General features: G+C 60.0%; 16 protein-coding genes and 1 pseudogene. 10 read left to right on the top strand and 7 right to left on the bottom strand.

All coding sequences use genetic code 11. From position 1 onward, the window contains the following. Window positions 1-151: 151 nt before the first annotated feature. Window positions 152-847: an SDR family NAD(P)-dependent oxidoreductase gene (locus tag ATY29_RS27225; protein WP_097537446.1), complete on the bottom strand. Its 696-nt coding sequence runs from the start codon at window positions 845-847 to the stop codon at window positions 152-154. Between the two features lie 100 nt (window positions 848-947). Further along, window positions 948-1,454 (bottom strand): hypothetical protein, encoded by a 507-nt coding sequence (locus ATY29_RS27220; RefSeq protein WP_025415571.1) that lies wholly within the window; start codon window positions 1,452-1,454, stop codon window positions 948-950. A gap of 472 nt (window positions 1,455-1,926) precedes the next feature. On the opposite strand from ATY29_RS27220, the gene ATY29_RS27215 reads away from it, so the two are divergent. Then, window positions 1,927-2,424, top strand: coding sequence for a DinB family protein (locus tag ATY29_RS27215; RefSeq protein WP_003569631.1), 498 nt, complete (start codon window positions 1,927-1,929; stop codon window positions 2,422-2,424). Window positions 2,425-2,814: 390 nt separating this feature from the next. Further along, complete coding sequence (locus ATY29_RS27210) at window positions 2,815-4,605, top strand: ABC transporter ATP-binding protein (protein WP_097537445.1); 1,791 nt, start codon at window positions 2,815-2,817, stop codon at window positions 4,603-4,605. 81 nt (window positions 4,606-4,686) lie between these two features. Here the strand turns inward: ATY29_RS27210 and ATY29_RS27205 are convergent, their stop codons facing one another. After that, on the bottom strand, window positions 4,687-5,217 hold the full coding sequence (locus ATY29_RS27205; RefSeq protein ID WP_097537444.1) for a dihydrofolate reductase family protein: 531 nt from the start codon (window positions 5,215-5,217) through the stop codon (window positions 4,687-4,689). 136 nt (window positions 5,218-5,353) lie between these two features. Here ATY29_RS27205 and ATY29_RS27200 point away from each other — a divergent pair, with 136 nt between their 5' ends. Beyond that, window positions 5,354-5,659, top strand: coding sequence for a hypothetical protein (locus ATY29_RS27200; protein ID WP_003569638.1), 306 nt, complete (start codon window positions 5,354-5,356; stop codon window positions 5,657-5,659). Window positions 5,660-5,911: 252 nt separating this feature from the next. Continuing rightward, window positions 5,912-6,754 (top strand): transglutaminase domain-containing protein, encoded by an 843-nt coding sequence (locus tag ATY29_RS27195; RefSeq protein WP_244597455.1) that lies wholly within the window; start codon window positions 5,912-5,914, stop codon window positions 6,752-6,754. Window positions 6,755-6,865: 111 nt separating this feature from the next. Here ATY29_RS27195 and ATY29_RS27190 read toward each other — a convergent pair whose 3' ends face one another. Both ATY29_RS27190 and ATY29_RS27185 read right to left on the bottom strand, forming a co-directional pair. Further along, window positions 6,866-7,375 carry a hypothetical protein gene (locus tag ATY29_RS27190; protein ID WP_097537443.1) on the bottom strand — a complete coding sequence of 170 codons (510 nt, stop codon included), beginning with the start codon at window positions 7,373-7,375 and terminating at the stop codon, window positions 6,866-6,868. Window positions 7,376-7,839: 464 nt separating this feature from the next. Then, complete coding sequence (locus ATY29_RS27185; RefSeq protein WP_133118215.1) at window positions 7,840-8,421, bottom strand: hypothetical protein; 582 nt, start codon at window positions 8,419-8,421, stop codon at window positions 7,840-7,842. Between the two features lie 805 nt (window positions 8,422-9,226). On the opposite strand from ATY29_RS27185, the gene ATY29_RS27180 reads away from it, so the two are divergent. Together ATY29_RS27180 and ATY29_RS27175 are read left to right on the top strand one after the other, a co-directional pair. Further along, the gene (locus ATY29_RS27180) at window positions 9,227-9,904 is read left to right on the top strand and encodes a winged helix-turn-helix domain-containing protein (protein WP_025415565.1); all 678 of its coding nucleotides are present in this window, start codon (window positions 9,227-9,229) and stop codon (window positions 9,902-9,904) included. Window positions 9,905-9,910: 6 nt separating this feature from the next. Next, on the top strand, window positions 9,911-11,305 hold the full coding sequence (locus tag ATY29_RS27175; RefSeq protein WP_097537441.1) for a sensor histidine kinase: 1,395 nt from the start codon (window positions 9,911-9,913) through the stop codon (window positions 11,303-11,305). A 104-nt stretch (window positions 11,306-11,409) separates the two neighbouring features. Here ATY29_RS27175 and ATY29_RS27170 read toward each other — a convergent pair whose 3' ends face one another. Continuing rightward, window positions 11,410-12,240: a glycosyltransferase family 25 protein gene (locus ATY29_RS27170; protein WP_003569647.1), complete on the bottom strand. Its 831-nt coding sequence runs from the start codon at window positions 12,238-12,240 to the stop codon at window positions 11,410-11,412. Between the two features lie 423 nt (window positions 12,241-12,663). Here ATY29_RS27170 and ATY29_RS27165 point away from each other — a divergent pair, with 423 nt between their 5' ends. The 3 genes and pseudogenes from ATY29_RS27165 to ATY29_RS27155 all read left to right on the top strand — a co-directional run. Beyond that, window positions 12,664-13,359 carry a class I SAM-dependent methyltransferase gene (locus ATY29_RS27165; protein ID WP_097537440.1) on the top strand — a complete coding sequence of 232 codons (696 nt, stop codon included), beginning with the start codon at window positions 12,664-12,666 and terminating at the stop codon, window positions 13,357-13,359. Between the two features lie 75 nt (window positions 13,360-13,434). Next, window positions 13,435-14,415: a phosphotransferase enzyme family protein gene (locus tag ATY29_RS27160; protein ID WP_097537439.1), complete on the top strand. Its 981-nt coding sequence runs from the start codon at window positions 13,435-13,437 to the stop codon at window positions 14,413-14,415. A 77-nt stretch (window positions 14,416-14,492) separates the two neighbouring features. Then, window positions 14,493-14,658 (top strand): annotated as a pseudogene (locus ATY29_RS27155) (nucleoside deaminase); the annotation flags it as partial. Between the two features lie 69 nt (window positions 14,659-14,727). On the opposite strand, the gene ATY29_RS27150 reads toward ATY29_RS27155, so the two are convergent. Beyond that, window positions 14,728-15,861 carry a hypothetical protein gene (locus ATY29_RS27150; RefSeq protein WP_097537447.1) on the bottom strand — a complete coding sequence of 378 codons (1,134 nt, stop codon included), beginning with the start codon at window positions 15,859-15,861 and terminating at the stop codon, window positions 14,728-14,730. A 733-nt stretch (window positions 15,862-16,594) separates the two neighbouring features. On the opposite strand from ATY29_RS27150, the gene ATY29_RS27145 reads away from it, so the two are divergent. Beyond that, a complete protein-coding gene (locus tag ATY29_RS27145; protein WP_097537438.1) occupies window positions 16,595-17,926 on the top strand; it encodes an alkyl/aryl-sulfatase in 1,332 nt (443 codons plus the stop codon). Window positions 17,927-18,026 lie beyond the last annotated feature (100 nt).

Here is an 18,026-nt window from a genome sequence, read left to right as displayed (position 1 = left end):
ACACAGTCCCCACCAGATGAGCCTCCAATGGTGACGAATTAAACCGGACACCAGTGGCCTTGAGCCTGGGATCCATGGCCCCGCTGGTGGGAGCCGGCGTGGATCCTCGGGTCAAGCCCCGAGGAGGACAGTCAGAAGCGACATGACGACTTTAATTGATGGGCGAGAAGTTGTTGTCGAAGGTTTCGACGACCTCGACACGCGCGGGATTTCGGAGAAGCTTGGCATACTTGTATTTAAATGGCCCACTGGAAAGGGCGACGATTTGCTCGGCTGTCCAAATCGGGTCGAGCATGGTGCTGGTGTCTTCGTCGGTTCGATCCCAGAATGGCGTTTGAATACCGGAAGGCGCCACGACAAGAACCTTCCCAAAACCCGGATCGCGAACGAGGCAAGCGCCGAGCATGGCCAATCCGGCCTTGGTTGCCGAATAGGCGGGCTCTTGTGGCCTTGGGGTATATTGGGAGCTTGACGTGACGAGCATCAGCTTCAAGGGCGTCGGGGCCAAAGGTTTTAGCCGCGCTGCCAGCATCATCGGAGCCAATAGACCCACATGGGTCATTGTTAGAAGCGCCTCGTCACTCAGGGTTTCGATGGGTCCGCGTTGCAAAAACCCAGCGGCGTAAACGAGTGTATGCACGCCGTGGAAGGCAGCAACGAGATCGCTGATCCCCTTGGCCAAATCATCGGCCGATGCCGTGATTGGCAGCCGGAAGAACTGCGCATTTGACAACCCCGGATCGCCACGACCCGTGATGCAGACACGATGCCCTTCACCGACATAATGTCTTGCAAGTTCAAGTCCGATGCCAGAGCTTCCGCCGACGATGAGGATGTTCTTCTTCAATGAAATACCTGTTGAGTTCAACCTAAACGCAAGGCGTCGGGACGCGGCTCTCAGCAATGGTGATAACACGCTGCGGAGTTTACCACCGAAATCCGCAGCTTCATTTTAGCAAAGAAGGACCGAGATGCGGGTGATTATCCCATTCGGCGTTGAGCTGGAGCAAGGCATCCGCGCTCGAAAACTGCGGCCTATCACGCTGGAACGATAGCTCCTTATGAAATCGATAGAGCTTCCAAAGCTCCGTCATCAACAATGCAAGGAGTTGTTTCCGCTTTATCCGAACGGATAGAACAGGCGGCTTCTGCTCTGTCTCATCGCTTTGGAAGGTGCGAACCTCGAAAAGCATAATATGCTGCATTTGAATGTCCGGTGTCACAGACAGGCGGGAACCGCCCGGTTCATCGTGTAGGGACACAATCTCATGCCGGTTCTCCAAGATGGCACGACACAGTCTGATCATCTCGAAGACAGGGTCAGAGAAGGCTTCACTCACCCGACACTCTGTGACCGTTCCATGATGGAAGCACAACAAATCGCTCCATCCGTGGCGGCCTTGAACAAGGCAGAGCCCCAGTGCGTCAGAGATGTCTGATATCGTTTTTTCCATGTCTTCCGTCTTTACTCAGAATAGATTGTCTGCCCGATACCGTGACGGTTGGCAACGCCCCGCGGGCAGAGGTGAACAGCTGTTGTTGTCGAGCCTAACGATCCCTACCATCGGCGAACAGATCCTGTTTCTTACAATGGCCAAACCGGGCCATTAATGAACGGTGGCAATCACGGGAATTCCGGCTTCCTCCCGAATGAGCGCGGCACGCGCTGCTTGGCGAGAGGGGACGACGAAAACCCAGTCACGCGGCTTGCCGAAGTTCGAGCGCTCTGAGCCGTTTCGAATCCCTGGAAAAGCAAAAATGTCATCAGCCATTTGCCCCGACGCTGCTTTGGGATAAACTTGTCGTTGTCCGTGCCGTTCGGCACGGCACGCCGTACATTGGCGCAGGCGGCAGAGCATGAACGACCCCATGGGTCTTCCATTCGCCGATCTCCCCCAACATCGCTAACCTTTGGAGCCCGAGACAATGATCTCAGCTGGATATTGCCGACTCATGGCCCGCTATAACAGCTGGCAGAATAGCTCTCTCGTCACCGCCGCCGACGGGCTGACGCATGTGGAGCGCTGGAAAGATCGAGGGGCGTTCTTCCAATCGATCGCCGCAACGCTGAACCATCTTTATTGGGCCGACGCCCTGATACTGGAGCGATTGAAGGGCAACCAGCGCCCCGAGGAAACCATCACGCACTCTCTCACCAGCCCATCGGATTGGCATGCCTTCAAGACCCTGCGTCTGCAACGCAACGCGGAAATCGAAGCCTGGGCGGAAGGTTTGCGCGACGCGGAGCTTGACGGCATGCTTGTCTGGTATCCCGGCGACGGTGCGAGGCGGGTCGAGAAACCAAAGGCCAATTGCGCGATCGAACTTTTCAACCACCAGACCCACCACCGCGGCCAAATCCACGCGATGCTGACGGCAGCGGGCGCGAAACCGGAGCCGACCGACCTTTCGGCTCTAGCATAACCTGCCCGACATCGGCTCGGACAACCTGGCGGCAAGCGACGCCGCAAAACCTGCACGTTCCAGATTGTGTCGTTTTCGCATCACTTTCTGTCAGGTTGTAAATTCCCGGTTGGCAACGGCGATCACCTTCGCTACAAGAGGCGCACCGCGTCAGATCAAACATAAGGGAGGCGTTGCATGCGATCAGCAGAAACCAAGTTCCTCCCATGTGGAATGAACCGACACTAGGTCATTTCCATCCGCGGCCCGCCTCAAGCGCGCCCGACATGCGGTTTCCACTCCCTTCATAGCCCGATTGATCTGACGGGATCATTTCGTCTCCCGTTCGGGCTGTGCCATTTAACTCTCGTTTTGAGGACCGGTTGCCGATATGCGGCCGGGTTGGTTCAAATGACTCGCAAGAAGCTCGATTTCCGCGCCGATGCCTATCGCAACGTGCTCGGCTTTATCTTTCATCACTGGACCCACCGTCCTGGTCTGGTGGGGCTGATCATCGTGCTGGTGATAGCAAGCACGCTGGCCGAAGTCATGGTGCCGGTCTTCTCCGGCCAGATCGTCGATGCCATCGCCGGCACGCATGCGGCCGACAGCGCGCTGCGCGCCTTCGTCATCGTCGTCGCTCTGGGCTTCGCCAGCGTGGCGCTGCGCTATTTCATCTTCAACGGCATCATCCGGCTGACGCTGCGCACCATGGCGGATGTCACCAATGGCGGCTTCCACAAGGTACAGCGCTTCTCCACCGACTGGCACGCCAACAGCTTTGCCGGTTCGACGGTGCGCAAGATCACCCGCGGCATGTGGGCGCTGGATTCGCTCAACGACCTGCTGCTGGTGGCGCTTTTGCCGTCGATCGTCATGCTGGTCGGCGCCAGCATCGTGCTCGGCAGCTATTGGCCGGTCATGGGGCTGATCGTCAGCCTGGGATCGCTGATCTATATCGGCGCCACCGTGGCGCTTTCAATGGGCTTCGTGTCGCCGGCGGCAAGGCTTGCCAATGCCTGGGATACCAAGCTCGGCGGCGCGCTGGCCGATGCGATCAGCTGCAACTCGGTGGTCAAGGCTTTCGGTGCCGAAAGCCGCGAGGAGATCCGGCTCGGCCACGTGCTTGGCCGGTGGGACAAACGCACGCGGCGGACATGGAAGCGCGGCACATTGAGCGGCACGATCCAGGGCTTCATGATGGTTTCCATGCAGGCCGGAATTCTGGGAACCGGCCTCCTCATGTGGCAGCAGGGGCTGGCGACGCCTGGCGACGTCACCTTCGTGCTGGCGATGTTCTTCGTCCTGCAGGGTTATCTGCGCAATGTCGGCCAGGACATCCGCAATCTGCAGCGTGCCGTCAACGACATGGAAGAGCTGGTGCTGCTCGACAAGATGCCGCTCGGCATCGAGGACAGGCCGGACGCCACACCGATCCAGATTGGCAAGGGTGAGATCGTCTTCGATCGCATCACCTTCCAATATGGCGCGCATCCGAGCCCGCTCTATGAGGAGTTTTCGGTCACCATCAAGCCGGGCGAGCGTGTCGGGCTGGTCGGGCATTCCGGTTCGGGCAAGACGACCTTCGTCAAGCTCATCCAGCGCCTCTACGACGTCAATTCGGGCGCCATCCGCATCGACGGGCAGAATATCGCCCGGGTCGAGCAAGCAAGCCTGCGCGGCCAGATCGCCATCGTGCAGCAGGAGCCGATCCTGTTTCACCGCACGCTGGCCGAAAACATCGCCTATTCCAGGCCGAACGCCTCGCGGCGCGAGATCGAGCAGGCGGCGAAACAGGCGAGCGCCCACGACTTCATTCTGAGCCTTCCGAAGGGCTATGAAACGATGGTGGGAGAACGGGGCGTCAAACTGTCGGGCGGCGAGCGGCAGCGCGTCGCCATCGCCCGTGCATTCCTCGCCGATGCGCCGATCCTGATCCTCGACGAGGCGACATCAAGCCTCGACAGCGAGAGCGAAGTGCAGATCCAGCAGGCGATGGAACGGCTGATGGACGGCCGCACCACACTTGTCGTCGCCCATCGCCTGTCGACGGTGCGGGCGCTCGACCGGCTGCTGGTCTTCGACAAAGGCAAGATCGTCGAAGAAGGCGACCACCAGGCGCTGATCCGCCGCCATGACGGCATCTACCGCCGGCTGTTCGAGCGGCAGGCGCTGGAGCTGACCAAGGGCCTGGTGGCCTGAATCGAAACGCCAGGGTTTTGCCCTGGCGTTTCCGTATAACCGATCGTCGTCGGCGCCACGCCGTGTGGCGCCCTCACCCATTCAAGCAGGAACATATGTCAATCGCACCGCAGCCCCGCTGATCAAATCGCTGGCGACAAGGCGAAGTGGCGGCCGCGGACCGGCGAAAAACGGCTTGCCGCGGCCGAGCACCACCGGGTGGAAATAGAGCCGATACTCATCGATCAGGCCAAGGTCGGTCAGGCTTCCGGCAAGCTCCGGCCCGGCGACTTGGATCTCCCCGGCAAGCCCGGCCTTCAGCCCGCGGATCACCGTCTCGATGTCCTCGGCAACAAGCGTGGCATTGGGGCCGACCGAGGTCAATGAGCGCGACACGACCCATTTCGGCTGGCGCCGCCATGCCATTGCGAAGTCGCGCCGCTCCGCGGTCCATTCGGCATGGTCTTCGTCCCAATAGCGCATCAGCTCGTACATGCGGCGGCCATAGAGGCTGCCCGTCAGGCCGCGCACCTGCTCGATCCAGTGGCGAAAGAGGGCGGGATCGGGCCCGAATTCCTCTTGGTCGACATAGCCATCCAGGGAGAGGTTCATTCCGAAGACAAGCTTCGCCATGCGCTAATTCTCCATTCCGGGACGTCAGGATAGCTTAAGCCGCTATCGATAGCGAAGGGTCCCCCGCAAAGTTTGGGTTGACCGCTTTCGATGGCGAGGCGACAGTTGCAGCTGCAGCAAGGCAGGAGGCAAAAAAATGGACGAGGCAGACCGCTGGCGCAGCATGGCCAGCGCACCGAAAGACGGCAGTCGCATCCTGGTCACCATCCGCCCGTCCGAACAGGGGCCGGCGGAAGTTGATCTCGCCTATTGGTCGCATGGCGATCAGTTTGGCGCAGAAGGCTGGCGCGCCTCTGATTCCTCGCCCGGGCAGATCATCGAATATGCCGAGCCGGAATTGAAGTGTTGGATGCCGATGCCCTCGGCCAACCTCGCTCGCCTCTCGATGCCCTCACCCTGGGAAGGCGACGACGCCCAGCAGCTCGACGGCTCGGGGATTTAAGCAATCGCCGAACACGACGCGTCGATAAGGCCAGGGTCGGTCCCTGACGCAGCTTGCGACTGCTCTCACTACCGAATTTGCCCCGCCGGTGCGCGGGGCTTGCTTTTTTTGACCGGCCTTCCCCGCCTCGAACGGCCAGAGGTGATCCCGCTTCTGGCCGAATGCAATAATGCCGCAGAAGTGCGTGAATCTGCCATTGTGGCTGTCTCAAAACTCCCTATCGTGTGATGTTGCAGGCGTCGGTAAAAACCTATGCCGCTTTTGATCGGGATCTTGCGAGGGAAAGGCAATCATAGCGACATGGAGGAAAAGAAACGCTGGACCAACCATAGTCAGATGTCCGATCCAATCCATCACAGGGGGTTGATGGCGGAATTGCCAAACGAGGTCGGGCGACTGAATGATATTATCCAAGGCGTGCTGGTTCACGCCGATTGGGCAGAAGAATACGGTCTCGACCAAACAAAGTTAGACGGATCGGCGAGAAAAACATTGCCGATCGCTGAACGTTTCGACGATGTGTTCGCCAGAGACCCTCAGCCGCTCCACCGGCGCCGCCCCGCAGAGAGACGATCCACCGGCACGTGCCGCGATTTCGCACTCGCATTGTCTTCGATCCTGCGCAGCAAAACTGTTCCTGCCCGCGTGCGCTGCGGCTTTGCCTCCTACTTCTTTGCAGGATGGGAAGATCATTGGGTTTGTGAATATTGGAACGAGGCAACCAGACGCTGGCATTTGAGCGACGCTCAAATCGACCGGATGCTGAAAGAGAAGAATCAGATCAAGTTCGACCCAGCCGACGTACCGCGTGACTGTTTCATGCCCGCAGGAGAAGCCTGGCTGAAATGCCGTCGAGAGACGGTCCATCCCAACGCCTTTGGCCACGGTGAGGTGAAGGGCCTGTGGTTCGTGAAGATCAATGTCGTCAGAGATCATTACGTATTGAATGGCCGCGAAACCTCCGATTGGGATCGGTGGCGCGAAGCAGATTTCTCTCAAAGGCTGATAAGACCGCAAGAACTGCCGCTGCTGGACAAACTCGCCAGTGATCCCGCGCAGGATTTGATCGAGGTTTTGCCGGACTGGCTGCCATAAAAGGCCTGAGGCGGGCGATTCTCGAAGTCTTTTCGCGCCGCTCAGTGGGATTCAGGCTGTATCCTCGGTCAAGCGAGCTTCGACAGCGGAAATCACAATTCGCAAATCATCTCAGAAATTACACTGAACGGCCGAACAGGTCACAATCACCTCTTGCCATTCGTAGTACCACAACAGACCTTGCGCGATAACAGTCGAGACCCCGACAACCAATATCATCTGTCGGCGCGTGAGGGATTTCCAAAACGTAGACCGAGCTAGAAGCAGGCAGTTCGTTATTCCCGCCGGAAACATCAAAACCGGCACGAATGAACCAAATTCTGCTTCAAATCGGTCTTTCGACGAACAGCACAAGAAGTATTTGTGGTCTTCCGAAAGCCCCAGAATGACCTCGGTCAACGCTATATACCCACTCCAAACCACCGACACCGGGCCAAGAAAAAACCCCACGACAGTGACGACGAGGAATGCCCCGAATAAAAACAGGAACGCATCCAGGCCAACCATAAAAGCGAGTGTTTTCAGAACGAGGAAGACTGGCGATGCCAGAATACAAAGCAACGTCGCCCAAGCCCAGTTTTGTCTCTGAGCTGGAAGGTCGTCTTCGGCTTGCACATCCATGCGTGGCCCCGCAAATGTGAAAACGCAAAACGACCATACGGTGATAGTGCGTGGCCAAAAGCGCTAACTGTATGCTGATCACACTGTCAAGCCATCTATCGCACGATCAGTTTGACTCCAACCCAATGGCCTATGAAAGCAGAACTCCGATGCCGCTATCTCGACAGCGACTTCGTTGAGGCTATCTGAAAAACGCCGGCAGCGAGCCGGAGGCCCCGCCATATCTAAGGTCCCTGCCGACAAGGGCAGATCCCGATGCAATTGCGAAAATCTTGGTGAACACATTGATTGTTATCGATGATGAGGCTTTTGGAGGTCTTGACGTCGAACTCCGCTCAACGGACAGCATGATCTATTGCGGCAGCTATCAGCCTTTGCGATGATTCGAGCCGAAAGGCCGGCATCAAACCACTGAGGAAATGGCGGAGGCGGGCTTTGCCTACCTCGCGAACGAATACCGATATTCAGGCCGCCTTCTTGCGGGCGCTTCGGCCTTTGACGTGGCGCGGCTCGTCGCCGTCGTCCTTAGGGCCGGAGATAAGCTCGTTGAAGTGCAGCAAATCCCTTTGGAGGACTAGGCATCCTTCAAAGAACTCCTCTATCTCGGAAAGAGTAACAGATTCAGGCGTTGAACCGCCTAGGTTCCCGGCGGTGAAGTAAGATGGGAGCAGCCTTGGTTTCATGGCCTTCATTTCGCGGACGGTGCCCACGGGAATATTCTTGTGCCAGTATCCGACCTGCCAATGCGCGAGCTTATTACGAAGATCAGCTTTGCGCTTTATGCGACCCATGAGTGCATTGAACTGCTTAAGTTCGTTGCCTTTCAGCCTGTATGGTGCAACCGAATTTATGATCCTGCATTTTGTTTCTACGTGTGTGGCAGCATCGATGGAGAGAAGGCTTAGCAGCCGGGGCGCTGGCTCCATGAAAGTGCAATAAATCATTGCCATAAAGCCCTCGACTGTGATGAACGCGTTGAGGCCCTTGGAGACCGCGATGTGAAGCGGTTCAAGTGAAGGCAGTTGAATTACGTCAGGTTCGGTCATGATAGACACCCAGAACAAAGAAGACGGGAAGTTCAATGAGACCATCAAGCGCATGCTGAAAACGCCCTGATCACAAGTAAAGGACGACAGCCGAAGCCGTCGTCCTCGTTCTTCACATAAAGAGTCTCAGGATAGCGGCGATACCAAATAGGCAGGCAGCTACGTCGACTCTAACTGTGATTACGACCGTGGGGTTCTTCCGCATGGGATTAGCCTCCGGTCCGTGGCCACGGAACCAAAAGGTTTCGTGATTCGCGGCGATCAAACGGTACCGCCGTTTATCGCTAGCATCGGTGCATCATCTGCGTTGTACTTCCGCGTCCAATGCCCCCTATGAGATCCCAGGTGGCCGCTTCGATTGTCGTGGTATGAGCACGATTCGTACTGGTCCCGGCATAGGATGCGGTTACCGCTTCTGGGGTCGCCTGACGATCTGATCAGGGGCCTTCCACGGGCCGCAACAAGATGATGCACCAAACTCTACCTGGAGTCGAATCTCTGCTTCTTGCGCTTCCAAAGCAGTTCTCGCGTCTCCTGCTTAGGCGTGATCGGCTTCGTTAATCAGGCGATAGGTAAGGCGCTTGCCAGCGATCATGCCCAGCAACGCGCTCGGTGTCGGTGATCTTGAGTGCGGTGCAATTGTACGGACCGGGGCGATGTGCCTTTCCAAGGAATGGCGGAAACTCCTGGCGTCCGGTTGCGCCTGAAGCCACTCGCCCACCCATCACCTTACAAATCCGTAAGTTGCCGCCCGGCCGCGCGCTCCGCTAGATTGCCCCCACACCTGCCGGGAATGATCGGGCTGATGCGGATCCTGCTTATCGAAGACGATACCAAGACGTCCGATTATATCGCCAAGGGCCTTTCCGAGGCAGGCCATGTCTGCGACGTCGTCGGCGATGGCCGCGATGGGCTGTTTCAGGCGCAGCGCGAAGCCTATGACGTCATCGTCGTCGATCGCATGCTGCCGGGGCTCGATGGGCTGGCGATCGTTCGCTCGCTGCGGGCGGCCAAGATCGGCACGTCGGCGCTGTTCCTGACCTCGATCGGCGGCGTCGACGACCGGGTCGAGGGGTTGGAGGCGGGCGGCGACGATTATCTCACAAAACCCTTTGCCTTCTCCGAGCTGCTGGCCCGCGTCAATGCGCTTGGCCGCCGGCCGCCGGTGCAGGAGCAGAAGACGGTGCTGAGGGTTGCCGATCTCGAGCTCGATCTGATCCGGCGCGCGGCGCGCCGCGCCGGCCAGGTGATCGAGTTGCAGCCGCGCGAATTCACCCTGCTGGAAGTGCTGATGCGCGGCGAAGGCCGGGTGATCACCAAGACGATGCTCTTGGAGCGGGTCTGGGATTTTCACTTCGATCCGAAGACCAGCGTCGTCGAGACCCATATCAGCCGCTTGAGGGCCAAACTCGACAGGCCGTTCCAGGCCCAGCTACTGCACACGGTGCGCAACACCGGATACAGCCTGCATGCGCCGCGCTGAAACAGGATGATCTCTGGCCGCAGCCATCTTTCGGCATCGTTCTCCAGCCTGCGTCGGAGCACGCCGTTCCGGCTTGCCGTCACCTTCGGCGTGCTCTTCGTCGTCACCTTCTTTTTGAGCGGCGCGATCATCTATCACATGCTGGACCTTGGCCTCTCCCGCGATCTCGAACAGTCGCTCACCGAGATGAATTCGCTGATCGTTTCGACCTACGAGCCCGGCGACACCGGGGATCTGGCCAACACGCTGAACAATTATGCGAGCTTCCAATCGACCTCCGACGGGCTTTATTCGCTGACCGACCATGCCGGCAACAAACTCGCCGGCAATTTCGCCGCACCGCCGATCCCGAATGGCGTCTACACCGTCAGCTCGCGCGATGTCGGGCTGAAGGGACATGAACGCTACCGAATGCGGGTGTCGACGATCGGCCCTTACAGCCTGGTGGTCGCCGAAAACTTCAACGATGTCGACGAAATGCTGCGGATCGTGCTGGTCAGTTTCGAATGGGCCGGCGCGATCGTCGTGGCGACGGCGATCGGCGGCGGCGTCTTTCTGGCCGTTCGCGCCCAGGCGCGGCTGGACCGGGTGGCGCTGACCATGAACGAGGTCTCCCACGGCGCGCTTGACGCCCGCATCCCGATCAGCGGCCGCGGCGACGATCTCGATACGGTGGCGATCCAGATCAACGCGGCGCTTGGCCGGCTGCAGACCTTGGTCGAGAGCATGCGGCAGGTGAGCGCCGATATCGCCCACGATCTGAAAACGCCGCTCAACCGGCTGCGCCTGACGCTGGATGCGGCGGTGGCCGGCAATGACCGGCAAGCCGATGTCTCCGCCCTTCTCGACGAGGCGAGAAGCGAGAGCGACCGGATCAACGCCACCTTCGAGGCGCTGCTGCGCATTTCGCAGATCGAGGCCGGCGCCCGCAAGGAGCGTTTCGAGCCGACCGATCTCGACGCCGTGCTTGCGGTGATTTCCGAAGTCTATGTCGATGTCGCCGAAGATGCGCTGAAATCGCTGCGGATAACGGCGCGCTGTCCCGCCATCATCCATGGCGATCGCGACCTGCTGACCCAGCTGATCGCCAACCTGGTGGAAAATGCGATCAACCACTGCCCTGATGGCACCGATATTGCGGTTGCGCTGCGCTGCCAGGGCGGCCGCGCCATCCTTTCGGTTGCCGATACCGGCCCCGGCATTCCCGCCGGCGAAAGGGACAAAGTCTTCCGGCGGCTCTACCGGCTGGACAAAAGCCGCACGACGCCCGGAAGCGGGCTCGGGCTCAGCCTCGTCAAGGCGATCGCCGAGCTGCATGCGGCCGAGATCAGCATGGCCGATAATCATCCCGGCCTTATCGTCTCGATCGGCTTTCCGCTCAGCCCGGCTGAACGGTCCTGACCGCCCAGTCCGGCCGATCGGTCCTGACCGCTCGGCCTGGGGGGAACGGTGCTGATCGCTCCCCCGGGAGAGCCGCCCCAGCCGCTCGTTCCGTCTGAGACCTTCTAATCGCTCAGCCTGACGGAGCGCTCCCGACCGCTCATCCGCCAGGCCGCGAGACGGCGGAAGCGGCGGGCAAACCGGCGCAGCTCAGCCGCCGTGCGATAGGGCAGGACGCTCCACGGCCGCCGGCGGCCAAGCCGGTAGGCCGACAGGCCTGCCTGGATCTGAGAGCAGGGATCGGCCCTTTGGCTGACCGGCAGCGGATCAACGAAGCAGGCGCTTAGCCCCTCGTCAAACTCCAGGTCGAAGGCGAGATCATAGGGCAGCCGCATCGGCAGCATTGCCCCGGCAATCCAGCCGGCCGCCTTCCGGTTGATCAGATAGGCGCCGGAGCCCTTCTCGCGGGTCAGCGCGATGGCAAGCGAGCGCGACGCCGTCAGCGGCTCCACCCGATGCTTTTTCCCGGTGTTGACGGTGGAAAGACGCAGGATGTCCCAGCGCTTTTGATGCTGCAGGGCGGCCTCGAGCACCTCGGCCAGGTCGTCGTCGAAATCGAGGTCGTCTTCCAGAATGAGCGCGAATTCGGCATCGCCGGAGAGGAAGCGCCTGGCGCATTCGACATGGCTGAGAAAACAGCCGATCTCGAAAGGGTTCGGCCGGCGGCCGTGCCGGCTGAGATAGGCTGCTTCGTCAAAATCCGGATGCGGCAGGCCGAGCGCTGCGCCATCGACTGCCGGCACGCGCTCGAAGGCCAGGCCGATGTCCACCAGCAGCCGTTCCATGCGAAACCGGCGTAACGGCGCGCGGTCGAGATTGATCAGATAGGTATCGACCCGCAAGCTGACCGGATGGATCGCCGGCATCAGGGCGGCAGGTGTGGCGCGCATGTTCATGAGAAATCTGGCCTTCGACTTGGCAACAACTGCGCCAAGCCTGCGCCGGAAAACTCACAGGCACCTCGCCCGGATTATACAGTTTCGTAAGGTGGCTGCCGGAGCGTCGTCAAATTGCAAACTTGCGGGAGATGTCGGGCCGGATGCCTTCCCGTTTGGACCATGGGCGTTGCCCCTCACCCTAACCCTCTCCCCGTAAAACGGGGAGAGGGAACGTGCCCTGCGTGAGAGTTGCGAGGGAGCGAGAGGCCCCTTCGCCCCGCGTGCGGGGAGAAGGTGCCGGCAGGCGGATGAGGGGCACGCGACGATTTCTGAACGGAGATCTATGCTGCTTGCATTTCCCAGCGATTCTCGCAAAAATGGTACGACCCACCCCTCACCCGCCGGCATCCACTCTCGATAAACTCTCCGCAAAGGCAAACCGTGACCGAGAATGATTATGACGCCTTCGCGGCGGCCTATGACGCCGATAATGAGGTCAACGCCTGGAATGCCTACTACGAACGGCCGGCCATTCTTGCCCTGGTCGACGAGGTCGCGGGGCTTTCCGTGCTCGATGCGGGATGCGGCGGCGGGGCGCATGCCTTAGCGCTCCTCGAGCGCGGGGCTGTGGTCACCGGGATCGACGCAAGCGCCGGCATGCTTGATATCGCGCAGCGTCGCCTGGAAGGACGCGCCCGCCTGCTGCTGGCTGATCTCAGCGAACCATTGCCTTTCCAGGACAAGGCTTTCGATCTGATCCTCGCCCCGCTGGTCCTGCATTATCTGCCGGACTGGTCGGGGCCGCTGCTGGAATTCAACCGGCTGCTGCCTCAAGGCGGCCGGCTGGTCTTCTCCACCCACCATCCCTTCATGGATCACCCCTCGAGCGGCCGCGACAACTACTTCGAGACCTACAGCTTCGACGAGATCTGGCGGCGCGGCGGCAAGGAGATCGCCATGCGCTTCTGGCATCGGCCGCTGCACGCCATGTTCGACGCACTCAAGGCCGCCGGTTTTCAGATCGATATCGTCAGCGAACCCCAGCCCGATCCTCGCGCCCGCACGCTTTTTCCGCAGGCCTATCGGAGCCTGACGACCACGCCGCGGTTCCTGTTCTTTTCGGTGGTGAAGGGATGACGACGGCCCGGAAGGGAAGATTCCGGCCGGAACGCCAGCATGGCCTTTTCACAAAGCTCTTAGGGGACAGCATCGATGCTCGACTTTGATCCGCTCTATTCGACCCCGCGGGTCGAGGCTGTCGAACGGTTCATCGATGCGCATTATGCGCTGGCAGAGCCGGTCTCTTGCCGCCTGCTGCAACGCGGCCTGAACGACGTCTATCTGGCCGTCGGCGGCAACGGCGAGCGCTATGTCTTCCGGCTTTCGCATCGACGGGCGCGGGGGCCGGCCGACGTCAAAACCGAAACGGCGTTTCTCACCCATCTCACGCAATCGGGCGTTCCCGTCGCCGCACCCATCCCGACACGCGCGGGCGCCTTGTTCCTGCAGGGGGCCGCGCCGGAGGGTGGGCGCGAGGGCGTGCTCTTCCGGGCGCTCGATGGCCGCACGCCGCAGGCAACCGATGCCGGCGATGCCTTGGCCAACGGCAAGACCCTTGCCCTGTTGCACAATGCCGCCGAGACATTTTCGCCCGATGGCGCGCTCTATCGGCTCGACCTCGAACACCTGCTGCATCGGCCGCTTGCGCGCATACGCGACAGCGGCGTCGTCGAAGATACCGAGGTCTATGGCGAGCTTGAAACCATCGCCGCGCGGACCGCAAAGGCGATCGACGCGGGCCATCTGACCTGGACCTATTGCCACGGGGACTGCCACGGCTTCAATGCGCGCATCAACGAGGCTGGCGAAGCCGTATTTTTCGATTTTGACGACAGCGGTCCGGGATACCTCGCCTACGACCTGTCGGTCTTTCTATGGGCGCAAGTCTCCTTCGGCCGGAGTTCGACCGCCATGTGGCACGCCTTCATCGACGGCTATCGCGCCGTGCGGCCGATAACCCCGGACGACTTCGAAGCCGCCCAGCGCTTTGTGATCGTCCGCCACATCTGGCTGATGGGCGAATATGCCAGCCGGGCCCAGGAATGGGGCAGCGAGGCCGTCGGCTGGATCGCCCGGGAAGCGAATTTTCTGAAGGTCTGGGAGAGCGAGCAATTTGTCGATCGTCTGTTCTGAATTCGATTTTGGTCAGTAGGTCTCCACGGCAAGCCTTTCATGCCAGCTCGGAAAGCTTCGGCCACAGCAGGTCACCCTCGGAAGCGCGGCTCGGCGAGATCGCCGGGGATCGGCTTGAACGTGCCGAGCCGGGCGGCGCTGCAAACCGGCGTCCGCACCGTCACCGTGATCGGCCCCACTCTCGAAGACGAAGCCGCCGAGGTACATCGGGAGTTCTGGCCGAAGCATTTGGGCAAGGCGTAGGTGCGGCCGAGAAGGCACATCTGATCGAGCTGATGGCCCCGAGCCCGGCGGCAGATGATATCCCCATCCCTAGTATGGAGGGCTGATGTCCCAGGCAGCAGGCTCGAGGTAATCACGCGGTGGCTGCATTTCATCCATACCCACCGGCCGGCGCGTCAGCGTCACTATGTTGAATCTCTCGCTGTCTCCCCAGCCAGACCAGTGGTCGTCAATCAGCGGTATGCCGTCCGAAGTCAGGCATTGCCTTAGACCCCCATCAGCCGTATTTGGTGTCCGGTCATACCATGCGCAGTCCTCGCCGAGCAGCCGATCCTGCTCTCTCAAGTCGACCATCCCATAATCCTCGTCGAATCTCCTGAACTCCGGAGAGGGAATCGAGGAGGAGCGGACAGCTTCGAACATGCGCTCCCCCTTGGATGCGGAATATTGAAGCCCCTGGTCTTCAAGCTCGTTCCAGACGGTGATCAGGATCGATCCATCTCCACGGTCGCGCTGTCGGAGCCACCAGGGGTAATGACGCAACAGCCTCTCCTTGGATCTGTGGCTAACCAGCTCCGCCTCGAAGTCTCCAGGATTTGGGGTGTAATCGTCGTAACGTGGCAAGGGCGCGAGCCAGGTACCGGCTTCGAGAAGCTGCGTAGGCGGTCGTACCACCGCTTCCGGCACAGGCCCGCGCCGCAGATCCGTCAGCCGCGTCTCGGACATGACCTTCCCACTGGAGAAAAGGACTTTCGTCGCGATCTCTATTCCGTCCTCGGTCAGGCAAGTCATCCAAAGGGGACTGCTCTCGCCCCTGTCCATGCGCCGGACGATCTGCCTCCAGCGACACTGCTCACCGCCGACAGTCTCAACATCATCAGTTTCCCTGACTTCCGTGATGCCGTAATAATCTTGAGATGGTTCGACCTGCCTGACCTCAAATGACGAGATTTCACCATTCCTCCTGGTCGCCCTCAAAACCACGTTCTTGAAGAAATGTCCGTAAGAAAGGTTCGTTTCTTCGTTTCCTTGCTCTTCAATACGTATCCAGCCGTTGTGATGCTGGACGACCCGCTGGCGGTCCCCTTTGGCATCATAGGCGTCACGCACGATCATCTTTGCGGTATAGTCGGGCACATCAGGACTGGCGAAAAACGGAACCCCGCTCGCATAGGCGGAACCGGCCGTGATCGTGATCACTGCAAAAACAGTCAATCTGTACATGATATTCCTCGGCGGGAAGGCGCACACAACCAGTGGAATTGACAAGAGCAGCGACATGCCAGCGCAGCTGAACTGCAGGCTCAGGCAGTTGTAGGTCAACTGATAGCCAGCAGGCTCAAGCCGAATAGCGGTCGACCGCACCATCGCCGCATGCCAGGCGGCGTAAACGAGACAGACTGCCCCGATCATCACCAAAACGTAGCGCATACTGCCCCCGGATTTTCTCATCTGTTGCAATTTTTAGCTGCGGTCTCTCGTTTGTGGAACCACCAATTTTGGATGGCGGACCGGCACATTCCGGTTTGCCTGACGTTAGCGCAGACCGGTGAAGTTCCATTCGGGCTTAGCCCTGCCACGTCCGGCGAGAACACCCGGCCCCGACCTCCGTCATCCCAGGCCTTGAGCCTGGGATCCATGCCCCCAGCGAATGGAGGCAAGTGTGGATCCTCGGGTCAAGCCCGAGGAGGACGGAGCGTGGGGTGAACTCTCTGGGAAACACAAACGTGGCGGACGGAGGAAGGGATAGAGGCCAGCATAGGTCCTCGGGTCAAGCCCTGGGATGACGGAGGGTGTGGTGACTTCCGGCAAAGAGCGGCCACAAGCAGAGCCCGGCTGACGGCCTCCTGCCGTGGAATTGTCCAGAGTTTCCAAAGGCTCCATTCGCCATGAAATTCTCGACCTCGGGCCCCGGATGAGTAAGATGCCTTCGCTACATCGGACGGAAACGGACGCCATGACCATTAAGCCTACACTCCAAGCCGGCTCTCAAGACGGGTTCATCGGCAGGGAGAAGCTGATTGCCCATTCGGAAGAATTTCGGCCGCGCGTCGTCCAGGTGACCAACGGGGTGTATGTCGCCATCGGCTATTCGGCGAGCAACGTGACCTTGATTGCCGGCCGGGGAGGTTCGATTATCGTTGATACCGCCGCGAATCCTGTCGATGCGAAGGCCATCGTCGAGGCGTTTGGTTCTCACCTGGTTCGTCCCGTCAAGGCGATCATCTATACCCATAATCACCCCGACCATACGGGCGGCGCGACCGTGTTCGCGGGGGATGACAGCCCCGGAATTTACAGCCACGCGCTTCTGCAGTCTGCGACCCCCAGCATGGGTCGCGGCCAGCGCGATGGAGGCGATGCCTTCGGCATGCACCTTCCCGCCGAAGACTTCATCAATGCCGGCACGCAACTGGAATACGGCAGGACGACGCCCCATACCCGCCAAGGCTTTTTGCCGCCGACCAATACGTTCGATGGGGATGAGAAACCGATCACCATCGCCGGTATCGCACTTCACCTGATTTCGACTCCCGGGGAAGCCGACGACAACATTTCGGTATGGCTCCCAGAGCAAAAGCTGCTGATCGCCGGCGATGTCCTGCTGAAGACTTTTCCGAACATCGCGCCGTTGCGCGGCCTGCCGACGCGCCCGGTCGATCAGTGGATCACAAGCCTCGACAAGCTGCTCTTACTCGAACCGGATTTTATTGTACCCGGCCACATGGGTGTGATCGAGAATGCGGCCGAGGCTCGAAACGCACTGACGGCCTATCGGGATGCGATCAAGTTCGTGTACGAAAAGACGATGGAAGGCATTGCCAGGGGCATGACCCCTGAGGAGCTGGTGCAGCAAATCAACTTGCCTGAAGAACTGGCGCAGCATCCCTATCTACAGGAATTTTATGGGACCGTGGCGTGGTCGATCCGTGGCATTTATTGCCAGAATGCAGGCTGGTTCGATGGGAACCCAACCAACATTTGGCCCCTTCCTGCGAAAGAACGAGCGGAAAAACTCGTAGCATTGTCGGGCGGCTCCGCCAAAATGCTCGAAAATGCCGAAGCGGCGCTCGCAGGCGGTGAGTTTCAGTGGGCCGCAGAACAAGCGGACTATCTGCTCGACCTCGAGCCTGGCAACCGCGCGGCGATCACGGTGAAGATGAAAGCGCTGCGCGAGCTCGGGGAGCGCCAGATGAATGCCACCGCTCGAAACTATTATCTATCCGTCGCCAACACCTTGAAGGCTCGCTCTCTGCAGGACAGTGACGGCCTCCGTCACCCCGCCTGAAGAAATGGGATGGAGGCTTGCGTGGATCCTCGGGTCAAGCCCACTGGTGTCCGGTTTAATTCGTCACCATTGGAGGCTCATCTGGTGGGGACTGTGTGGT

It is taken from the genome of Rhizobium hidalgonense (assembly GCF_002914525.1).
Classification (GTDB): domain Bacteria; phylum Pseudomonadota; class Alphaproteobacteria; order Rhizobiales; family Rhizobiaceae; genus Rhizobium; species Rhizobium hidalgonense.
Note: the sequence above shows the minus strand (reverse complement) of the source record. Positions and strands in the feature narration are given on the sequence as shown.

What these genes read in the sequence shown, in the direction of transcription:
- ATY29_RS27145 (WP_097537438.1), top strand. Translation starts at nt 16,595, where the DNA reads ATGACCATTAAGCCTACACTCCAAGCCGGCTCTCAAGACGGGTTCATC.
- ATY29_RS27200 (WP_003569638.1), top strand. Translation starts at nt 5,354, where the DNA reads ATGGACGAGGCAGACCGCTGGCGCAGCATGGCCAGCGCACCGAAAGAC.
- ATY29_RS27175 (WP_097537441.1), top strand. Translation starts at nt 9,911, where the DNA reads ATGATCTCTGGCCGCAGCCATCTTTCGGCATCGTTCTCCAGCCTGCGT.
- ATY29_RS27190 (WP_097537443.1), bottom strand. Translation starts at nt 7,375, where the DNA reads ATGGATGTGCAAGCCGAAGACGACCTTCCAGCTCAGAGACAAAACTGG.
- ATY29_RS27215 (WP_003569631.1), top strand. Translation starts at nt 1,927, where the DNA reads ATGATCTCAGCTGGATATTGCCGACTCATGGCCCGCTATAACAGCTGG.
- ATY29_RS27220 (WP_025415571.1), bottom strand. Translation starts at nt 1,454, where the DNA reads ATGGAAAAAACGATATCAGACATCTCTGACGCACTGGGGCTCTGCCTT.
- ATY29_RS27160 (WP_097537439.1), top strand. Translation starts at nt 13,435, where the DNA reads ATGCTCGACTTTGATCCGCTCTATTCGACCCCGCGGGTCGAGGCTGTC.
- ATY29_RS27185 (WP_133118215.1), bottom strand. Translation starts at nt 8,421, where the DNA reads ATGACCGAACCTGACGTAATTCAACTGCCTTCACTTGAACCGCTTCAC.
- ATY29_RS27205 (WP_097537444.1), bottom strand. Translation starts at nt 5,217, where the DNA reads ATGGCGAAGCTTGTCTTCGGAATGAACCTCTCCCTGGATGGCTATGTC.
- ATY29_RS27180 (WP_025415565.1), top strand. Translation starts at nt 9,227, where the DNA reads ATGCGGATCCTGCTTATCGAAGACGATACCAAGACGTCCGATTATATC.
- ATY29_RS27210 (WP_097537445.1), top strand. Translation starts at nt 2,815, where the DNA reads ATGACTCGCAAGAAGCTCGATTTCCGCGCCGATGCCTATCGCAACGTG.
- ATY29_RS27170 (WP_003569647.1), bottom strand. Translation starts at nt 12,240, where the DNA reads ATGAACATGCGCGCCACACCTGCCGCCCTGATGCCGGCGATCCATCCG.
- ATY29_RS27195 (WP_244597455.1), top strand. Translation starts at nt 5,912, where the DNA reads ATGCCGCTTTTGATCGGGATCTTGCGAGGGAAAGGCAATCATAGCGAC.
- ATY29_RS27150 (WP_097537447.1), bottom strand. Translation starts at nt 15,861, where the DNA reads ATGTACAGATTGACTGTTTTTGCAGTGATCACGATCACGGCCGGTTCC.